This is a genomic window from Pyrobaculum organotrophum, assembly GCF_055384425.1.
The window spans coordinates 1226044-1242338 of record NZ_AP042430.1; the positions used below are offsets into that span (position 1 = coordinate 1226044).

The 16295-nt window shown below is 48.1% G+C and carries 14 protein-coding genes and 2 pseudogenes; 8 read left to right on the forward strand and 8 right to left on the reverse strand.

The window, feature by feature from the left end:
* The first annotated feature begins 43 nt into the window (after window positions 1-43).
* The gene (locus ACZ49R_RS07530) at window positions 44-1597 is read left to right on the forward strand and encodes a PINc/VapC family ATPase (RefSeq protein WP_464732562.1); all 1554 of its coding nucleotides are present in this window, start codon (window positions 44-46) and stop codon (window positions 1595-1597) included.
* On the forward strand, window positions 1594-2340 hold the full coding sequence (locus ACZ49R_RS07535; RefSeq protein WP_464732563.1) for a class I SAM-dependent methyltransferase: 747 nt from the start codon (window positions 1594-1596) through the stop codon (window positions 2338-2340). Before ACZ49R_RS07530 ends, ACZ49R_RS07535 begins: the two co-directional genes overlap by 4 nt.
* Here the strand turns inward: ACZ49R_RS07535 and ACZ49R_RS07540 are convergent.
* Together ACZ49R_RS07540 and rsmA are read right to left on the reverse strand one after the other, a co-directional pair.
* The gene (locus ACZ49R_RS07540) at window positions 2330-3193 is read right to left on the reverse strand and encodes an MBL fold metallo-hydrolase (protein ID WP_464732564.1); all 864 of its coding nucleotides are present in this window, start codon (window positions 3191-3193) and stop codon (window positions 2330-2332) included. The two genes, ACZ49R_RS07535 and ACZ49R_RS07540, sit on opposite strands and share 11 nt — an antisense overlap.
* Window positions 3181-3888, reverse strand: a complete 708-nt coding sequence (gene rsmA, locus ACZ49R_RS07545; RefSeq protein WP_011762159.1) for a 16S rRNA (adenine(1518)-N(6)/adenine(1519)-N(6))-dimethyltransferase RsmA — start codon at window positions 3886-3888, stop codon at window positions 3181-3183. Before rsmA ends, ACZ49R_RS07540 begins: the two co-directional genes overlap by 13 nt.
* A gap of 33 nt (window positions 3889-3921) precedes the next feature.
* Here rsmA and gatE point away from each other — a divergent pair, with 33 nt between their 5' ends.
* Genes gatE through ACZ49R_RS07560 form a run of 3 tightly spaced genes read left to right on the forward strand, consistent with a single transcriptional unit; the run spans window position 3922 to window position 7789 of the window.
* Complete coding sequence (gatE, locus tag ACZ49R_RS07550) at window positions 3922-5745, forward strand: Glu-tRNA(Gln) amidotransferase subunit GatE (protein ID WP_464732565.1); 1824 nt, start codon at window positions 3922-3924, stop codon at window positions 5743-5745.
* A gap of 21 nt (window positions 5746-5766) precedes the next feature.
* Window positions 5767-7029: a C/D box methylation guide ribonucleoprotein complex aNOP56 subunit gene (locus ACZ49R_RS07555; protein ID WP_464732566.1), complete on the forward strand. Its 1263-nt coding sequence runs from the start codon at window positions 5767-5769 to the stop codon at window positions 7027-7029.
* Window positions 7030-7081: 52 nt separating this feature from the next.
* Window positions 7082-7789 (forward strand): fibrillarin-like rRNA/tRNA 2'-O-methyltransferase, encoded by a 708-nt coding sequence (locus ACZ49R_RS07560; protein WP_464732567.1) that lies wholly within the window; start codon window positions 7082-7084, stop codon window positions 7787-7789.
* Here the strand turns inward: ACZ49R_RS07560 and ACZ49R_RS07565 are convergent, their stop codons facing one another.
* The 3 genes from ACZ49R_RS07565 to ACZ49R_RS07575 are packed head-to-tail and all read right to left on the reverse strand — an operon-like array spanning window position 7790 to window position 9707.
* A complete protein-coding gene (locus ACZ49R_RS07565) occupies window positions 7790-8839 on the reverse strand; it encodes an FAD-dependent oxidoreductase (RefSeq protein WP_464732568.1) in 1050 nt (349 codons plus the stop codon). It abuts the gene before it with no gap.
* A gap of 52 nt (window positions 8840-8891) precedes the next feature.
* Entirely contained in the window at window positions 8892-9446 is a 555-nt protein-coding gene (gene cmk / locus ACZ49R_RS07570; RefSeq protein WP_011762154.1) for a (d)CMP kinase, read from the reverse strand.
* Window positions 9447-9452: 6 nt separating this feature from the next.
* Window positions 9453-9707, reverse strand: a complete 255-nt coding sequence (locus ACZ49R_RS07575; RefSeq protein WP_464732569.1) for a 50S ribosomal protein L34e — start codon at window positions 9705-9707, stop codon at window positions 9453-9455.
* A 79-nt stretch (window positions 9708-9786) separates the two neighbouring features.
* On the opposite strand from ACZ49R_RS07575, the gene tuf reads away from it, so the two are divergent.
* Window positions 9787-11121: a translation elongation factor EF-1 subunit alpha gene (gene tuf, locus ACZ49R_RS07580; protein ID WP_464732570.1), complete on the forward strand. Its 1335-nt coding sequence runs from the start codon at window positions 9787-9789 to the stop codon at window positions 11119-11121.
* A 635-nt stretch (window positions 11122-11756) separates the two neighbouring features.
* Here tuf and ACZ49R_RS07585 read toward each other — a convergent pair.
* On the reverse strand, window positions 11757-13328 hold the full coding sequence (locus tag ACZ49R_RS07585) for a helicase HerA domain-containing protein (protein WP_464732571.1): 1572 nt from the start codon (window positions 13326-13328) through the stop codon (window positions 11757-11759).
* Window positions 13329-13488: 160 nt separating this feature from the next.
* Here ACZ49R_RS07585 and ACZ49R_RS07590 point away from each other — a divergent pair.
* Window positions 13489-13686: pseudogene (locus ACZ49R_RS07590) on the forward strand (zinc ribbon domain-containing protein); the annotation flags it as partial.
* Between the two features lie 76 nt (window positions 13687-13762).
* Here the strand turns inward: ACZ49R_RS07590 and ACZ49R_RS07595 are convergent.
* Window positions 13763-14065, reverse strand: coding sequence for a hypothetical protein (locus tag ACZ49R_RS07595; protein ID WP_464732572.1), 303 nt, complete (start codon window positions 14063-14065; stop codon window positions 13763-13765).
* Window positions 14066-14112: 47 nt separating this feature from the next.
* Window positions 14113-14457: pseudogene (locus ACZ49R_RS07600) on the reverse strand (zinc ribbon domain-containing protein); the annotation flags it as partial.
* A gap of 435 nt (window positions 14458-14892) precedes the next feature.
* Here ACZ49R_RS07600 and ACZ49R_RS07605 point away from each other — a divergent pair.
* Window positions 14893-16158, forward strand: coding sequence for a zinc ribbon domain-containing protein (locus ACZ49R_RS07605; protein ID WP_464732573.1), 1266 nt, complete (start codon window positions 14893-14895; stop codon window positions 16156-16158).
* Window positions 16159-16295 lie beyond the last annotated feature (137 nt).

Consider the following 16295-nt stretch of genomic DNA (forward strand, 5'->3'; position numbering starts at 1 on the left):
TATCTGCTAAAAGATTTTATATAGACTTGTATGTGTGTTGGCGGTGGATAAATACATAGCTGACAGCTCGGTGGTGTTAGACGGCTCGTTAAAAGAGGCGATACTTGGGGGGAGGCTTAGGGGCACTCTCTTTCTCCTCTCTGAAATGGCGGAGTATTTCTCTTCTCTTGCAAGACAGGGGGATGGGGTTGGGATAATTGGCGTGGAGGAGTTGAAAGATTTGTTTGAGTCTGTGGAGAAGCTGGGGCTTTCGGACTTTGTAAAGATAGAGGTTGTTTCTATAGATAGGAGGGTAGACCCAAGTGAGTTAGATATGTATGCTAGGAGGTTTGCGAAAGAGAATAACTGTATCTATGTGACAAGTGACGAATTGTCTAGAGACGCCGCGGTTGTGCAGGGGATTAGAACTATATATCTAGGCAAACCGCGCGACGTTTTGACGATAGAGAAGTTTTTTTCTAAGGATGTAATGTCTGTGCATTTAAAAGAGGGCTTGCCGCCTTTTGGCAAAGTCGGCAAGCCGGGCAGTTGGCGTTTTGTCCAACTGTCTCCAGAGCCTCTTACGAGAAAGCAATTGTATACAATAATTAGAGAGCTCGTCTCTGAGGCGTCTCGTCTGAATTCAAAGACGAGGATTGAGATCAGGCGCCCCCATTCGATGATTATACAACATAAGGAGCATAGAATAGTCGTAGTTTTTCCGCCGGTGTCTGAAAGATTGGAGATCACAGCTACAAAACCTGTGGTTAGGAAGAGCATAGAAGACTATGGGCTTGATCCCAGGGTGTTGGAGCGGCTTGAGAAAAGCGCCGAGGGTATATTGATCGCGGGGGCGCCTGGAGCGGGCAAGACCACCTTCGCCCAGGCCCTCGCGGAGTTCTACCTAAGCAAGGGCAAGATTGTGAAGACGTTGGAGTCGCCGAGAGATATGGTGCTGAGCCCCGCCATTACGCAGATCTCGAAGAACTTGGCCACATCTGAGGAGGTTCACGACATCCTCCTCCTGTCGCGGCCCGACTATACTATCTTTGACGAGATGAGGGACACGGCGGACTTCCAGCTCTACGTGGACCTCAGGCTGGCGGGGGTGGGGATGGTGGGGGTTGTCCACGCCACCTCGCCTATAGATGCCATCCAGAGGTTTATCAGGAGGGTGGAGCTGGGCATGATCCCCTCCATAATTGACACGGTGATCTTTATGAAAGACGGCGAGGTGAAGAAGATATACGCTCTCTCTATGGTGGTAAAGGTGCCGGCGGGGATGAGGGAAGAGGATCTCGCCCGGCCGGTTATCTTAGTCAAGGACTTCCTCACAGACGAGGTGGAGTATGAGATCTACGTCTTTGGCGAGGAGACCTTCGTGGTGCCAGTGAAGAGGGGCGGGGAGAGGGCGCCGAGCCGCAAGATATATTCCATGGTGGTCTCCGCCTTGAAGCGCTACGTGCCCCCTGGCGAGATTAAGCTTGAGGAGAGAGACGGCCTAATTGTGATCAAGGTGCCTGAGGAGTACCTCGGCGTTGTCCTCTCGAGGGGGGTTGCTAAGTTAGAGAAACTACGTAGGAAACTATCGCTAGATTTTAGAATAGAGCCAAGGTGAAGGCGGTCGCCGATTATTACGATACAGTAGCCCGCCTCTATGTAGATAAATACCTAGGGACGTGGTACTATAGGACGTTGTATAGAAAGTTAGGCGAGGTGTTAGACGTATATATCAAAAGAGGTATGTATATCCTCGACGTGGGGGCTGGCACGGGGTTTTGGAGTCTCTATATGCAGGCCAGGGGCGCCACAGTGATCCCTCTAGACATCTCTATCGAGTCTTTGAAAGTGTGTAGATGTGGCGATAGAATACAGGGCGACGCCGCCATGTTGCCTATTAGGGCTCGTAGATTTGACGCAGTGACGGCGCTCGGCAGCGTCTACAACCATTTACATAACCTAGAGAGTGCGTTTGCCTCTGTGGCGCACGTGCTTAAGAAAGGCGGCATCTTTATCACAGATATAGACAACGCCGTGTGTCTAGATATGTTGTATGAATACCTGCTGTTCCAAGGGGTTGGCAAGTTTAAAGATGCCCTTTTCCGCGGCGTTGTAAGAGGAGTTTGGGAGTCTGTCGATAGCGAACTGCCCTTCAACTACTACTCGTACTTCTATGTCAAATCTGCGTTGAGGAAAGCCGGGCTTGAAATAATAGATGCTAGGCCGATATATTTATTCCCGCCCCTCCCCTCTAGGTTTTTACAAAAGCGGTTTAGGCTTAAGTTTTTTGAAAAACTAGATCTGTTGAAGCGTTTTGCGCCTTTTGCCACCACAGTTATTTATGTCGCAGTTAAAGTTTGATAAGCAATGTGTCAAAGTCGTCGGGGATATAGATATGAGGCGGCGGCTTAACGGCGTCAGCTAGAGCTTTATGTCTCTCTTTACTGGGGTATCTAGCGCTTATATGTGTAAGTATAAGTACGTCAGCTTTAAGCGCCTTTGCGGCCTCAACGGCGTCTGCCACTGTTGAATGACCCTCGTCATGTGCTTTTTGAGGTTCTACGTCGTCGGCAAAAGTGGCCTCGTGTATTAACACGTCTACCTCGCCGACGGTTTTCCACATCTGGGGGCACGGCGCAGTATCTCCAGTGTATAACAGCCGGCGGAATCTTTTATGTGTAAGATCTGCCACCTCTTCTGGGGTTATTAACCTACCGCCTACTTTCACAGCTTCTCCTCTTATTAAATTCGTAAGCGCCCACTTGGGCAATCCGGCGACTTTAGAAAGATCTAGCTTATAGCCGACGTCCCATTGAAAGAGCCACCCACACGCGTCTACAGTGTGGCACACCTCTACGCATGTTATTTTGAAGCGCCCCTCTTCGTAGCTGTCGCTTACCTCAACGCCAAGTCTCTCTAAGATCTTATGCATAGATCTCGGAGCTAGTACTTTCAATTTTCCGCCCAGAAACTTATTAGTGATCACTAAACCGGGTAGGCCTAATGTGTGGTCTTCGTGTTGATGTGTAATTGCGACTAGGGTGAGAGAGGCGGGGGAGACGTCTATTTGCAACAGTCTATATTGAGCCCCCTCTCCTGCGTCGAGTAAAACTCTATGGCCTAGCCAATCCTCTAGGTATATAGCTGGCAACATTCTATCTGATTTAGGCACTGCGCCGCCTGTGCCTAGAAATACGAGTTTTAAGAGCGGCACGTTTCTGTCGTGTCGAAGTGTTTTTTATATAGTTCAACTATTTCCTCAAGTGTGAGTTGGTACACCCGCTTTTCTGTCTCTCCAAGTTTCAGACGGCGGAGAGTTTTTCTACGTGTTGAAAAAAGCCGAGCTGTAAATCGTTGGAAGTTTTCAAAATCTTCTACACAAGGCCGCCTCGGCGTGAGACGCACCACGGCGGAATAAACCTTAGGCGGCGGGCTGAATACATGGGGTGGGAGTATACGTAACACTTCTACGTCGTAGTGACACCGAATTGCCACAGTTAGCCTCCCGTAGTTTTCAGTACCTGGCGCAGCTACAAGTCTTTCGGCGACCTCCTTCTGTATAGTAACTACCGCCGGGAGTCTGTATTTGGCGAGTTTTAGAAGTAGCGGGGAGGTTATAGAATATGGGATGTTTGACACAAAGAAGTCTGCCCTAGGCCACTCTATCTCAAGCGCGTCGCCTACAATTACTACGACGTTTGGAGGGGCTTGTCTCTTTAAAAACTCCGCTAGCGTTGGGTCGATTTCGATGGCGTATATGGTTTTTGACTTCTCTGCTAGAGGTAATGTTAAAGCCCCCCTCCCCGGCCCGACTTCAATTATGTCAAGTCCGCTTGGGACAAGCTCTGTTATAAACTGCGCCACTGACGTATCTCTTAAGAAATGTTGACTCCACCGCCTCTTTCCCACGATATATTTTAAACCCAATATTTATATCGCCATGTGGACTATAAGTCGCTTGGCCTAAAGGTAGGTCTTGAAATACATATCCAGTTAAACACTAAACGTAAGCTCTTCTGCCACTGCCCCCCTGTGTTGAGAGACGACGAGCCCCACTTTAGATTAGAGAGGAGGCTACACCTATCTGTAAGCGAGCTCGGCGCCGTTGACCCAGCTGTGTTGTGGGAGGTGAGGAAAAGGAGGCGGTATATTTACGAGGGCTATCGCGACACTACCTGTCTAGTGGAACTAGATGAAGAGCCGCCGCATCTTCCAGACGAGGAGGCGCTTGCCACCGCTGTCGCAGTTGCTAAGATGTTTAATGCAAAAATTTTCGACGAGATACACGTAATGAGGAAGATTGTGATAGACGGCTCTAATGTCTCCGGCTTCCAACGGACGATGTTGATCGCATACGGCGGCAAGAAGAAGATTCTTGGCTATGATATCGGCATAGAGACTATAGCGCTTGAAGAAGACGCCGCTAGGAAAATAGCGGAGGAGGGGAAGACAGTTGTCTACAGGCTTGATAGATTGGGGATACCCCTCATAGAGATTGCCACAGAGCCTATGTCTTACCCGCCACAACAAGTTGAGGAGGTGGCTTGGATCATCGGATATAGTGTAAAAATCACGGGGAGAGCTAAGAGAGGTCTCGGCACAGTTAGACAAGATGTAAATGTCTCAATTGCCGGAGGTGCCAAAACTGAGATTAAGGGGGTGCCCGACCTCTCCTTGATACCGAAAGTCATAGAGTATGAAGTACAGAGACAGCTCAGTCTTCTGAAGATTTCTGAAGAGTTGAGGAGAAGGGGAGTGGGCAAACTAGAGCTTTCTACTGTCGATGTTACTCAAGTGTTTACAAACACAAAGTCGAAGATTGTAAAGAGAGTGCTTGAGACAGGGGGTAAGGTGGTGGCGGTCAAAACGCCCGGCTTTCAGAAGATCTTTGGAGTTGAGGTGCAACCTGGCCGGCGCTTTGGCACAGAGCTTGCTGATTATGTAAGAGCCTGGACAGAGTTAGGCGGTCTTCTTCACAGCGACGAGCTTCCTGGATATGGAATAACGGCAGAGGAGGTGAGAGATATAATAAGTAAACTTGGCGTCGAGTCTTTCATATTACTCATGGGCGTAGACGATAGGGAGTTAGAGGAGGCGGCTACTGTTGTAGTTGATAGGCTAAATGCCGCTTTACAAGGCGTGCCAGAGGAAACGAGGGGGGCTAATCCGGACGGCACGACGCGTTTTCTAAGGCCAAGGCCTGGTGCCGCGAGGATGTACCCTGAGACTGATATTCCGCCAATTAGAATCACCTTTGAAATTTTAAAAAAGTCTGAGGAGATCGCAAAGGTAAGTCTAGAGGGGAAGCTGTCAGAATTAACGTCGCTAGGCCTTAGTAAAGATTTGGCACTTCAGCTTATTAAATCTCCATACTTGGAGAAATTTGAAGACTACGTCTCGAAATATAAAGTGCCGCCTCAACAAATTGCCACTATTCTTCTAAATATTTCTAAAGCTCTCGCTAGAGAGGGCGTTGAGATAACAGACGAGAAAATTGTCTCAGTTCTCGAGGCTCTTGAGAAAAAGATTATCACAAAGGAGGCTGTAGAGGAGGTGCTTAGAAATATGAAAGCTGGGGAGTCTGCGGAAGAAGTTGCTAAGAGGTTGGGCTTAGTTAGAATGTCTTATGAAGAGGTGAAAAAAGTGGTGGGAGAGGTGGTGCGGGAGGTTGGGAAAGACAAGGCTTTAGGCGAGGTCATGAGGAGATACAGAGGGAGGATTGATGTAGAAGACGTAAGACGTGCTCTTTCTGAGTTATATTTTTAAGTATATTTTTCAAAGGGCTTAATGACGAAAATATACATAGCGACAGATGTACTGGGGTTTTTCGCGCTTGACGAGACGGGAAATCTCGTAGATAAGGTGTTTTATGAGAAAAAACCCGACCTAGTAGCTGAGAGATTGATAGAACTTGAAAAGTCAAATTACGTACCAGAACTCCTTACAATAATCGAGAGGGTGAAGACAAAGGCGCAGAAAATCGTGGTAGAGGATCCTGAGCTTGCGAGGAAGCTTGTGTCTGTTATCAAGGGCGTAGAGATCGTGGCCGAGAGCCCCTCCCCCGTGCTCACGACATTTAGACAAAACTTTTCTAAGTACCTCCAGGCGTTGGGCTTAAGCTGGGAAGATTATAGAAACTACCTATTTGAAATAAGCGATTTGGTAACCAGGCGTAAGCTAAGACAAGCTGTTGAAAAGAGAGACCTATTTATTGCCCAAGCTATTAGTACACTTGATGATGTAGATAAAATACTGAATCTAATAGCGTCAAGAATTAGAGAGTGGTACGGCTTGCACTTTCCTGAGTTGGAGGAGTTAGTGAGAGACAATAAGGAGTATGTAAGGATAGTGTACTATATAGGACATAGATCTGGGATAAGCGAGGAGAGTATAAGGAAGGTATTTCCGGATATGCCTGCGGAGAGAGTGAAGAAAATAGTCGAGTCTGCAAAGAAAAGCATAGGCGCTGAGATGTCAGAGTGGGATTTAGCTCAGTTAAAATCGTACGCAGAGGCGTTTATCAAACTGGAGTCGTATAGAGAAAGCTTGGCTACATATATTGACGAGGCAATGAAAGAGGTTGCGCCTAACATAAGGGAGTTAGTGGGGCCGTTGTTAGGCGCCAGATTGATAAAACTTGCCGGTGGGCTGACGAGGATGGCGTTTCTTCCCGCATCTACAATACAGGTTCTCGGCGCTGAGAAGGCTTTATTTAGAGCTTTACGTACTGGAGGGAAGCCTCCTAAACACGGCGTAATATTCCAATATCCCGAGATCTTTAGATCGCCGAGGTGGCAGAGAGGTAAGATAGCGAGAGCTCTTGCGGCTAAGTTGGCGATTGCGGCTAAAGCCGACGCTTTTACTGGTAATTTCATCGCCCCCAGACTAAAGGAGGAACTAATGAAAAGAATACAAGAGATCAAGACTCTCTACGCAAAGCCGCCTCCCAAGACCCCTCAGCAACCGGCTACAAAGACCCCGCCTCCACCGCCGCCTCCTCCAAGCGGAGGGGGGAAGAGACCGCCTCCGCCTAGGAGAGGACGGCGCTGATTATATCCGCCACGGCGATAAGTATATAAATCGTAAAGTGACGTATTTTTCCATGTCTATTGAAGTGGTAGATGTGCGTAATCATGAACATCACTTCGGCGTATATGTAGTTAAATTTGAAGATGGGACTGAGCGTCTGGCGACGAAAAATCTAACTCCAGGCAAGAGAGTGTATGGGGAGAGGTTGATAAAATGGAGAGATGAGGAATATAGAGAATGGAACCCCTATCGCTCTAAGCTTGCTGCCGCAATAGTCAATGGCATAAAATTTATCCCAATTCAAGAGGGTACGCACATGCTTTATCTAGGCGCTGCCTCTGGTACGACGCCAAGCCATATAAGTGACATAGTGGGAGAGAGGGGTCTGATATACTCTGTGGAATTTTCGCCACGGGTCTTCAGAGAATTTATAGAAAAATTGGTAGACCAGGGCAGAAGAAATGTAGTACCGATTTTAGGTGATGCCAGATTTCCATACCAATACGCACATTATGTAAAAGGCGTAGACGTTGTCTACATTGACGTGGCACAGCCGGCGCAAGCAAAAATACTTGCAGACAACGCCGACTACTTCCTTAAGCCTGGCGGCTACGTCATGTTAGTGATAAAAGCCATGAGTATTGATGTGACGGCCCCGGCAACTGAGACGTTTAAACAAGAGATAAACACGCTAAAAGAGAGGGGGTTTGAAATTCTTGAGACTGTCCACTTAGAGCCTTATGATACAGCACATGCGATGGTCATAGCTAAAAAGAAGTAGTCAGTGGGAGGAGAGATATTCGTTTACAAATTGTGCAGCTTTCATCCCGGAGCCTAATGCCTTGCCAATGAGAGAAGGCCCTGTAACTACGTCTCCTGCTGCAAAGATGCCGCGGTGAGTTGTTTGCATTTTTTCATCTACCTTGATGGTGCCGTCGGGGTTAAATTCTATACCTAGGCAGGGCCCTGGCGGCGTTGGCTCCTCGCCTATGGCTATTAACACGGTGTCGAATTCTTCTTCAAACTCGCTACCTGGCACAGGCTCAGGCCTGGGCCTACCAGATTTATCTGGCGGCCCTAGTCTCATCTTTATGAACCGGACTTTTTCCACTTTTTCCCTGCCTAGGAAAGCCACGGGGTTTATTAACTCTCGAAACTCTATGCCTCTCGCTATAAGCTCAGTTTCTATAGTCTTCTTGCCGGCAGGCGCCTCGTTAATAGTACGCCTATAGGCGACTACTACTTTTTCTGCGCCTTGTAGCTTGGCCTCAATTGCGGCGTCTACGGCAGTCAAGCCTCCGCCTACTACTAACACCTTCTTTCCAGTTGGATAGACTTTTTCTTTAGGTAGATACCCCAACTGATTGGCGTAGATTCTAAAGAGGTAGTCAAGCGCTTTGTAAACCCCCTGTAAATTCTCCCCTGGCACGCCTAACGATCTACTCTTCCAAGTCCCGGTCGTAATTATAACGGCGTCGTATCTCTTTACAAGGTCCTCAAGATTTACAAATTCTTTCACTAATAGGAGAGCCTCGTGTTCATGTGGTTTCTCGCCGCAGTATACAAACGTAGATGTGTAAAACTTCGCGCCGGCTTCTATCAGCTCCCTCACCCCCTCTCTCACGCTCTCTCTTGGGACCCTAAAAGGTGGAATGCCAAATATCAACAGTCCTCCGGGCTCGGGCAATGCGTCGTATATATGGACTTCATGTCCGTTACATAACAACACGCCTGCAGCGCCTAGGCCCGCAGGCCCTGCGCCTATTATTGCAACTCTTTTCCCTGTCGGCGGTTTTTTCGTATTGGGTTTGCATCGAAGCAAGAACTTCATAGTAGCTGGAAATGTGATATATTAAATGCGTATTTATTGTATTTGTCGAATATCAACAGAATTTTCTGGAGTACTTAAATCCCAACACTGTGCAAATGTAGTCTAAGCTAATTCTAATGGCATCGTTTATAGAGAGATACGAAGTGTCTAAGACAAGATCGAACACCGAGAGGTCGTTGATGTCTATATTGTAGAGAGAAAGATATCGCCTCCTATTAAGTTCCTCACGCTCTCTTACCTCCCGTAGAGCATCTTCGAAGCTTTTTTTGTCACGTATAGAAATTCGTCTTGCACGTATTTCGCTAGATGCCTTTAAGTATATACATATGTCCGCATAAGGTCGCACAATCCACGCCGCTAGATGGCCTTCGAGAACTACGTTACCGGCTTTCGCTCTTTCTATAGCCATGGAGTCTACTACCTTGTCAATATCGGGGTTTTTCTCGGCATATTTATGAAACTCTATGAAATCTATGCCCATTTTGGCCGCCAACTCTCTGAAAAGTGACCCGGATGAGACAAGTGGTAAATTTAACACCCTAGCTACCTCTCTAGCTACTGTAGTCTTTCCGCTACCTGGCTGTCCAGAGATAGCTATAACAACCATGTATGTCTATCCTCTCACGGCCAGTCTCAACGCCCTAGCTAAGACTTTATGAGAAAAAACGCCTCCATATGGTCTATTGGGCGCTCTTATCGATATGCCAAATCTGTATACTTTATGGTTCATACCTCCTAGCGGCAGATTAGTCACGGGACATTTGGGGACGCCCTTCGCTCTTTTTTCATAATGTACTACGGTTCTACCGCCTGGAGTCCTCACTTTTACTCTCCTAAGACTTCTAGAGCGATATGCAGGCCGCGGCATATGTTGAGATTTACTTCAGTTTAAAAACTTTGGTATTTAAAGCTCGAAAAATTTATAAGAATAAGAATAAAAGCCGCCTATGCCGTCGATAATATTACCACCAAAACCAACAGCTCTACAAAAGCCGCACTTAAACCTAGCAGTTGTTGGCCACGTTGACAATGGCAAATCGACATTGGTAGGCCGTCTACTATATGAGACAGGTTATGTAGATGAAAAAGCGTTTAAGGAAATTGAAGAGATGGCTAAAAAGATGGGGAAGGAAGACTTCGCTTTTGCATGGATTCTTGATAGATTTAAGGAAGAACGTGAACGCGGCGTAACTATCGAGGCTACACACGTGGGTTTTGAGACTAATAAATTATTCATTACAATCATCGACTTACCTGGCCATAGAGACTTCATAAAGAACATGATTGTTGGAGCTAGCCAAGCAGATGCAGCTCTCTTTGTAATTTCTGCACGTCCTGGAGAGTTTGAAACAGCCATAGGGCCTCAGGGACAGGGCAGAGAACATCTATTTCTCATTAGGACATTAGGTGTTCAACAAATAGTAGTTGCTGTTAATAAGATGGATATTGTAAACTACGACCAGAAGAGGTATGAACAGATTAAAGCCGAAGTCTCTAAGTTATTAAAACTATTGGGCTACGACCCAAGCAAAATACACTTTATCCCAGTAAGTGCGATAAAGGGAGATAACGTCAAAACTAAGTCTTCCAACATGCCGTGGTATAACGGGCCCACGCTACTTGAAGCTCTTGATACCTTCCAACCGCCTCCAAGACCTGTTGACAAACCGCTTAGAATGCCGATACAAGACGTATTTACAATTACAGGCGCGGGCACTGTGGTAGTTGGTAGAGTTGAGACCGGCGTGTTAAAGGTTGGCGATAGAGTTGTCATAGTACCTCCTGCTAAGGTAGGCGACGTGAGATCTATAGAGACTCACCACATGAAACTTGAGCAAGCGCAACCAGGCGATAATATAGGTGTTAACGTGAGAGGTATAAGCAAAGAGGATGTAAGACGTGGAGATGTATTAGGTAAAGTAGACAACGTCCCGACTGTCGCTGAAGAGATAGTAGCCCGTGTAGTTATACTATGGCATCCCACAGCTATAGGCCCAGGCTACGCGCCAGTTATGCATATACATACAGCCACGGTACCTGTCCAAATTGTAGAGCTTGTATCTAAACTCGACCCACGCACTGGTCAAGCAGTTGAACAAAAGCCTCAATTTATAAAGCAGGGCGATGTGGCAATTGTAAAGATTAAGCCTCTGAAGCCTGTAGTTGCGGAGAAGTTCAGTGAATTCCCAGCGCTTGGCCGCTTTGCTCTCCGCGACATGGGTAGAACTATTGCGGCTGGCCAGATAATTGAGGTAAAGCCTGCGCAAGTGCAGATTAAGTAAATTCTTGCACAAGTTCGCTAGCTCACGCTTATCTGGCGTGGACAAACCGATCTATTTCCTCTGTCGTTAGTCTGGGCTCCTTTCGTCCCGTGACTTTTCAACAGTCTTTTAACATACTTTCCGTTGCTAAGTGTCTGTGCGTCACAGAGTTGAGGACGTCTAGTCCCCCTAACTGCTATGGGATTTTCACTTTTAGTGTTCTGTATGCGTTCGTAGTTGCGTTGTAGAGAAACAGTAAAAAGATATAGACCCGAGAGTCGGGTGTTTTTAAATATAAGTGGGGGGAAACGGGTTTGTTCTACCCTTCTCACGGCGTCTATTGTCAACGCCACGATGGGTATTGCCAGTGGGAGTAGGGCTTGGGGCGGTAGTAGTGGTGTGTTTACGGCGCAGGTAAGGACGAGTGCGTTGTTTACCACGGCAGTTTAGCGACGGTGGCCAAGACCGCCACGACGTGTCTAGCAACGCCGACCCCCTCCACCGAATAGGCCCACCTTCCTGTGTACAGTATCGCCATTGTAATGCCGACGTTGAATGCGACCGCCAACTAGGGCGCGTCGGCAAGGGGCGGGCCCGCCCCCAGCTCCCAGAGAGCCGGCGCCGCGAAGGGGATACAAATAAATCCTATATATCTACTACATCTCCCTCTTAATTCTAGGAGTTATTCCCCCATGGTGTGTCCATCTTTGACCGACGACAATTAGTAGAGGCACGGGCACAGAGATCCCTGTAATCATAGCCTCTGTTTCATCTAACGTCCGTAATGGACGTGGATCTTCGAGATGTTCCGCAACTGTAGCTACGTACTTTAAGTCGCTTGGGTTAATCATTCTTTTGAATATTTGGGTCATAGCTTGTGAAACTACGTCTTGGTCTAGTTTAGTAGGTCTTTGTGTGATGAGACAGAGGCCGAGTCCAAACTTTCTACCTTCTCTCGCTATTTTCACAACGTAGTTTTTACTAAGCGCGTTGGGGGTAGATGGGGCGAAAATATGAGCCTCCTCTATTACGATAAAAGTTGTAAGGTTTTTCCTTTGTGTCGCAACTCTGTATATCTGATCTAGAAATACGGCTAGAAACAGTTGTTGGTCAACGCTGTCTAGTCCAGATATGTCCAAAATATGCAGAGCAGGCGTGGTGACAAAAGATTGTGGGTCAATTAACTTAATAGGCTCTCCTTGGTACACCTCTCCATATCTAGTTATGAATATAGGGCTTGTATAGAAAAGAGATCTGAGTCTACCCTCTAATCCGCTGAGCGCCATTTCGCCAGCGTAGCCGGGAGGCGCCGCGTGTTTGCCCCCTTCTAAAACCTCTCGTATCAATTCTTCAACTGTAGTAAGGGGCTGTCTCTCGCCGTAGTTTGTAGCAACTTGCCAACCCTCTTCTAGAATTCTCTTCTGCGCGTCTGTGAGCCCGTATAATATGTCAAGAAGTTTTTCAAGTGTGCGTAGAGGTAAACTTCTTGGGTTTATCCCAATCCTTGTATACACACGCCTTGTGCCATATCTTTTTTCAAATGCGTCGTCTACGGGTCTAGTATCTACTTTCCCCACTACATATATCCTTACTTTTTCTGCGACGGCTTTTCCCTCTTCTGTCAGAGGTATAGACATTGCCGAGTATTCGCCATGTGGGTCAACAACTATTATTGGTATATCTAGGAGACTAAGGCGTTCTATTATGACTCCTGCGAGCCAACTCTTCCCAGCTCCTGTGCTGGCTAATATAGCGCAGTGGTGAGTAACTAGTTTTTCGGCGTTGATTTTTGCAGATATGTTCGTGCCCCTTATTCTACCTATAGTGATATACGTTCCGTCTTCAGGCGGTGCGAAAAACTCTTCTAATTCATGTTCTACAATTCTATAGACGTAGCTGAGAGGTTTCACTGGCTTTTGAGGTTTTAATATCCTACGTCCGACTCTAGCGCCTAATACGACAGCTCTCGCCTCTGTGTAATACAAGACGTCTTCTATGCCTAGAGTCTCCTTAATTTCTCTTATTACATTCTCGTCGTCAAACTGTGCGATAAGTCTTGGATCTGTCGCGGCATTTCTGTGTCTAATAGCTGTGATGCGAGAAATGACGCGTAGTCCATCTACCTCTGTAGCTACAAAAGAGCCGACATCTATTTCAACGCCTCGAAATGGTCTAAATATATAGTAGTATATAGAGGGCGATTTGACAACTACGCCTATTTTTTCCACGTAGTTAATCCCGGCGCCACAATTTAAGCCTGAGAGCTAAAATGTGGCGTGGGAGAGACGCGTCTCCACTCTTTCGATTACCTTACAGAATATCCGAGCATACGGCTACGCCTAATTGAAGCTGATATTATAACTTTTAGTGTGGTCCCCTGTAGTCTTCATAACCAGCAGAAATTTCGACTCTGCCACTAGACATAGCCATGTACGTCTACGGAATCTAAAGATACCATGGCGTCTTATCGAAGAGAGACCGGAACTCCTAGACCTCGTGACGAGAATGCAGCTGGCTGTCGAGGAGAACGTCGAGAGATCGCTTAAGGAAGTCACGAGGCAAGAAGGGCCCAAGCTCACTACCGAGGGGGCCGTTACCAGACCCCAGTGGCCCAGACCCTTTTGCCCAGGGCCCTCGACTATCTATGACTGTACTATATTGATTACTTTATTATCTTTTTTACGACACTTAATAAATAGTCTGAGTCTGTTATGTATATGTTTCCGGTGTGATCTATTATTTCCGCTCTATCTTCGTATATATATATAGTGTATTGCGGAGGATCTATTATAATGAGATGTTCTATTGGGAAAACTCGTCTTATAAAACCGCTTTTGTCTATATACACCTTTATGAAATGTCTTTCGTGTTGTACTATTACCTCATATAGACCGCCTATTGGCTCTCCTTCCAATCTGGGTTCTAGGTTTACCTCTTTCCCACATACTGGACATTTAAACTTCACCGAATAGTATTTATATCAAGTTTTTATCTGTTAATCGGTTTATGAGGCTTTATAATTCGGCGCACCAACTTGCGCTTGTCTGGCGTGAGGAGTCTGTCCAACTCCTCCATCGTCAGCTTCGACTCCTCTTGCCCCGCAATCTCCTTTAGCAGTCTCTTTACATATTCCCCGACGGCTAAATACATACGTGTCACGAGGTCTAAGACGTCTGGACGCTCCTCGATGAGGCGCCAAGGTATCTCTATCCTCAGCGTTCTGTATGCGTACATGTGCGTATATGTGGTGGGGCTGAAATATCTGTTGGTTATGGGAGGCGCATGGGGGCAGGCCAAAAGTTTTACAAGACAAACCCACGGCGCCGTCGTGAAGGCGGCGTTAGGAGGCTTGGCCATGACCTTCGCCGCCACAAGAACAACCGTCGTCGTAAGCAACTTGCTGACACCCGCCGGCGTCATACGCCGCCGTTGCCACCCCTCGCGTTGTCCACACCGGCGATACCCACCGCCGTACCGACGGCGATAACCGCCGTAAACCCGTTTCTTAACCCACCCACACCTCTAACGCAACCACACACCACTTTCTACTACCTCGGTTCACCTGCCTGACAGCGACGACGTCAGGCAGGTTAGTCGAAATAGTTGAAAGGGTATTTCTGGCTTTTTCGCGCATGTGGCGGGGGAGGTGTGAAGATGTCGCATACATTGCCAACGCCGCCGGGCGGATACTAACCGTGGTTCCCCCGTTATAGCCTTCCCCAAGACCGGCGCCCTACCCGCCCACAACGGGGTCTCGACACCTAGCTTTTCTCCCTCGCGCCCTGTATGCATATGAGCCAAGTATATAGGATGTTGAAAGCGGAGATACCGTGGCGTCTCGTCAGGGAACGCCCCGACGTCCTTGACCTCGCCGTAAGGATGCGCCTCGCGGCGGAGGAGTACGTCAAAACATTGTTTAAAGAAATCACGGAGCAAGAGGAGCCGAAGCTGACGATGGAGGAGTTGGACAGACTCCTCACGCCAGACAGACGGGAGCTGGCTGTCAAGATAATTGAGGAGGTGTTCCCCAAGTACGGACTTAAGAGATATATCGCAGAGTGGGCTAAGTTCTTCTGGCGTGATGTGTTGTTCCACCGGGCGGTTCCGCTAAACGCCCAGCTTAGAGTTGGGAACGAGAGAGATACGAGTAAGGCGGTCTTCGTCGATTTGAAAAACGGCGTCCTCAGAGTACGGAAGTTGGGCATACCGCCTTTTACCGTCAAGTTAAAGAAAAGCGACATCTCTTGGATAAGGAAGAGACTACAGGAAGACGCCAAACTCAAGTTGGCATTCCTTGGCATAGAGAAGCGGAGGGGTAAGAAGGAGCCGACCTACGGCGGCTTGTACATCGCCCTGGTGTTCGCTAGAGAGGCGACGCCGGTGGAGCCCAGGGCGCTTGTCGTTGTCGACGTGAACCGTCTCGACCACGGCATAATGGTGGGCGTTGTAAAAGACGGCAAGATCGTCAAGCGGAAGAGACTACTAGACGAGCGCGCGGTCAAAAAGTTGTGGAGACTCCACGAGAGGATAGGCCGTCTCGATGCGCGAGCCACAAGGGAGACCGATCCCGCCAGAAGGAGTTTTCTCGAAAGCAGAGCGCGTTACCTCAAGTCCAAGCGGTTTAGGAAGATAAGGGGCATTGTAGAGCAGACCGCAAGCGAAATTGTAAAATTGGCGAGAGAGCATAACGCTGCCATTGTAGTAGATGTGATGGACTACGAGACGTATATTGAGAGGAAGCAGAGCAACGAGAAAGGTGACAAGAAGCACCTCTACGATGGATTGGGCCAACTACGCCGCCGTTTGCAAGCGCTCGCCCAGTGGTATGGGCTACCGTACCTTGAGGAGCGACTCTACAGCACGGTCTGCCCGAGGTGTGGCGCGAAGATGGAGGAAGGGAGAAAACGCATAATGCGTTGCCCCGCCTGCGGCTTCTCAGACCACAGAGATAACATCCCGTTGTTGTGGGCAAAGAGGAGATACTGGGAAATCCTCCAGAAGACAAAACAACCCGCTTTTTCCTCCGTCCCGGCACCCCTCACACTTTTAAGCTCGTAACATTTCTCTCACATGAACCACATCCCCCGGCCCTGGGGGTACGGCCGATCAGCCGCGCCCGTCTGCCCGGGCACGGCCGGCCCCTCTCGCCTCCGCCCCGCCCGCCGAAGGCGTCTGGCGGAGACGGGCCCCGAGCC

Excerpts from the sequence above, each read along its gene's own strand:
- tuf (WP_464732570.1), top strand. The coding sequence starts at position 9,787 with ATGCCGTCGATAATATTACCACCAAAACCAACAGCTCTACAAAAGCCG.
- ACZ49R_RS07575 (WP_464732569.1), bottom strand. The coding sequence starts at position 9,707 with ATGCCGCGGCCTGCATATCGCTCTAGAAGTCTTAGGAGAGTAAAAGTG.
- ACZ49R_RS07605 (WP_464732573.1), top strand. The coding sequence starts at position 14,893 with ATGAGCCAAGTATATAGGATGTTGAAAGCGGAGATACCGTGGCGTCTC.
- cmk (WP_011762154.1), bottom strand. The coding sequence starts at position 9,446 with ATGGTTGTTATAGCTATCTCTGGACAGCCAGGTAGCGGAAAGACTACA.
- ACZ49R_RS07565 (WP_464732568.1), bottom strand. The coding sequence starts at position 8,839 with ATGAAGTTCTTGCTTCGATGCAAACCCAATACGAAAAAACCGCCGACA.
- ACZ49R_RS07555 (WP_464732566.1), top strand. The coding sequence starts at position 5,767 with ATGACGAAAATATACATAGCGACAGATGTACTGGGGTTTTTCGCGCTT.
- ACZ49R_RS07560 (WP_464732567.1), top strand. The coding sequence starts at position 7,082 with ATGTCTATTGAAGTGGTAGATGTGCGTAATCATGAACATCACTTCGGC.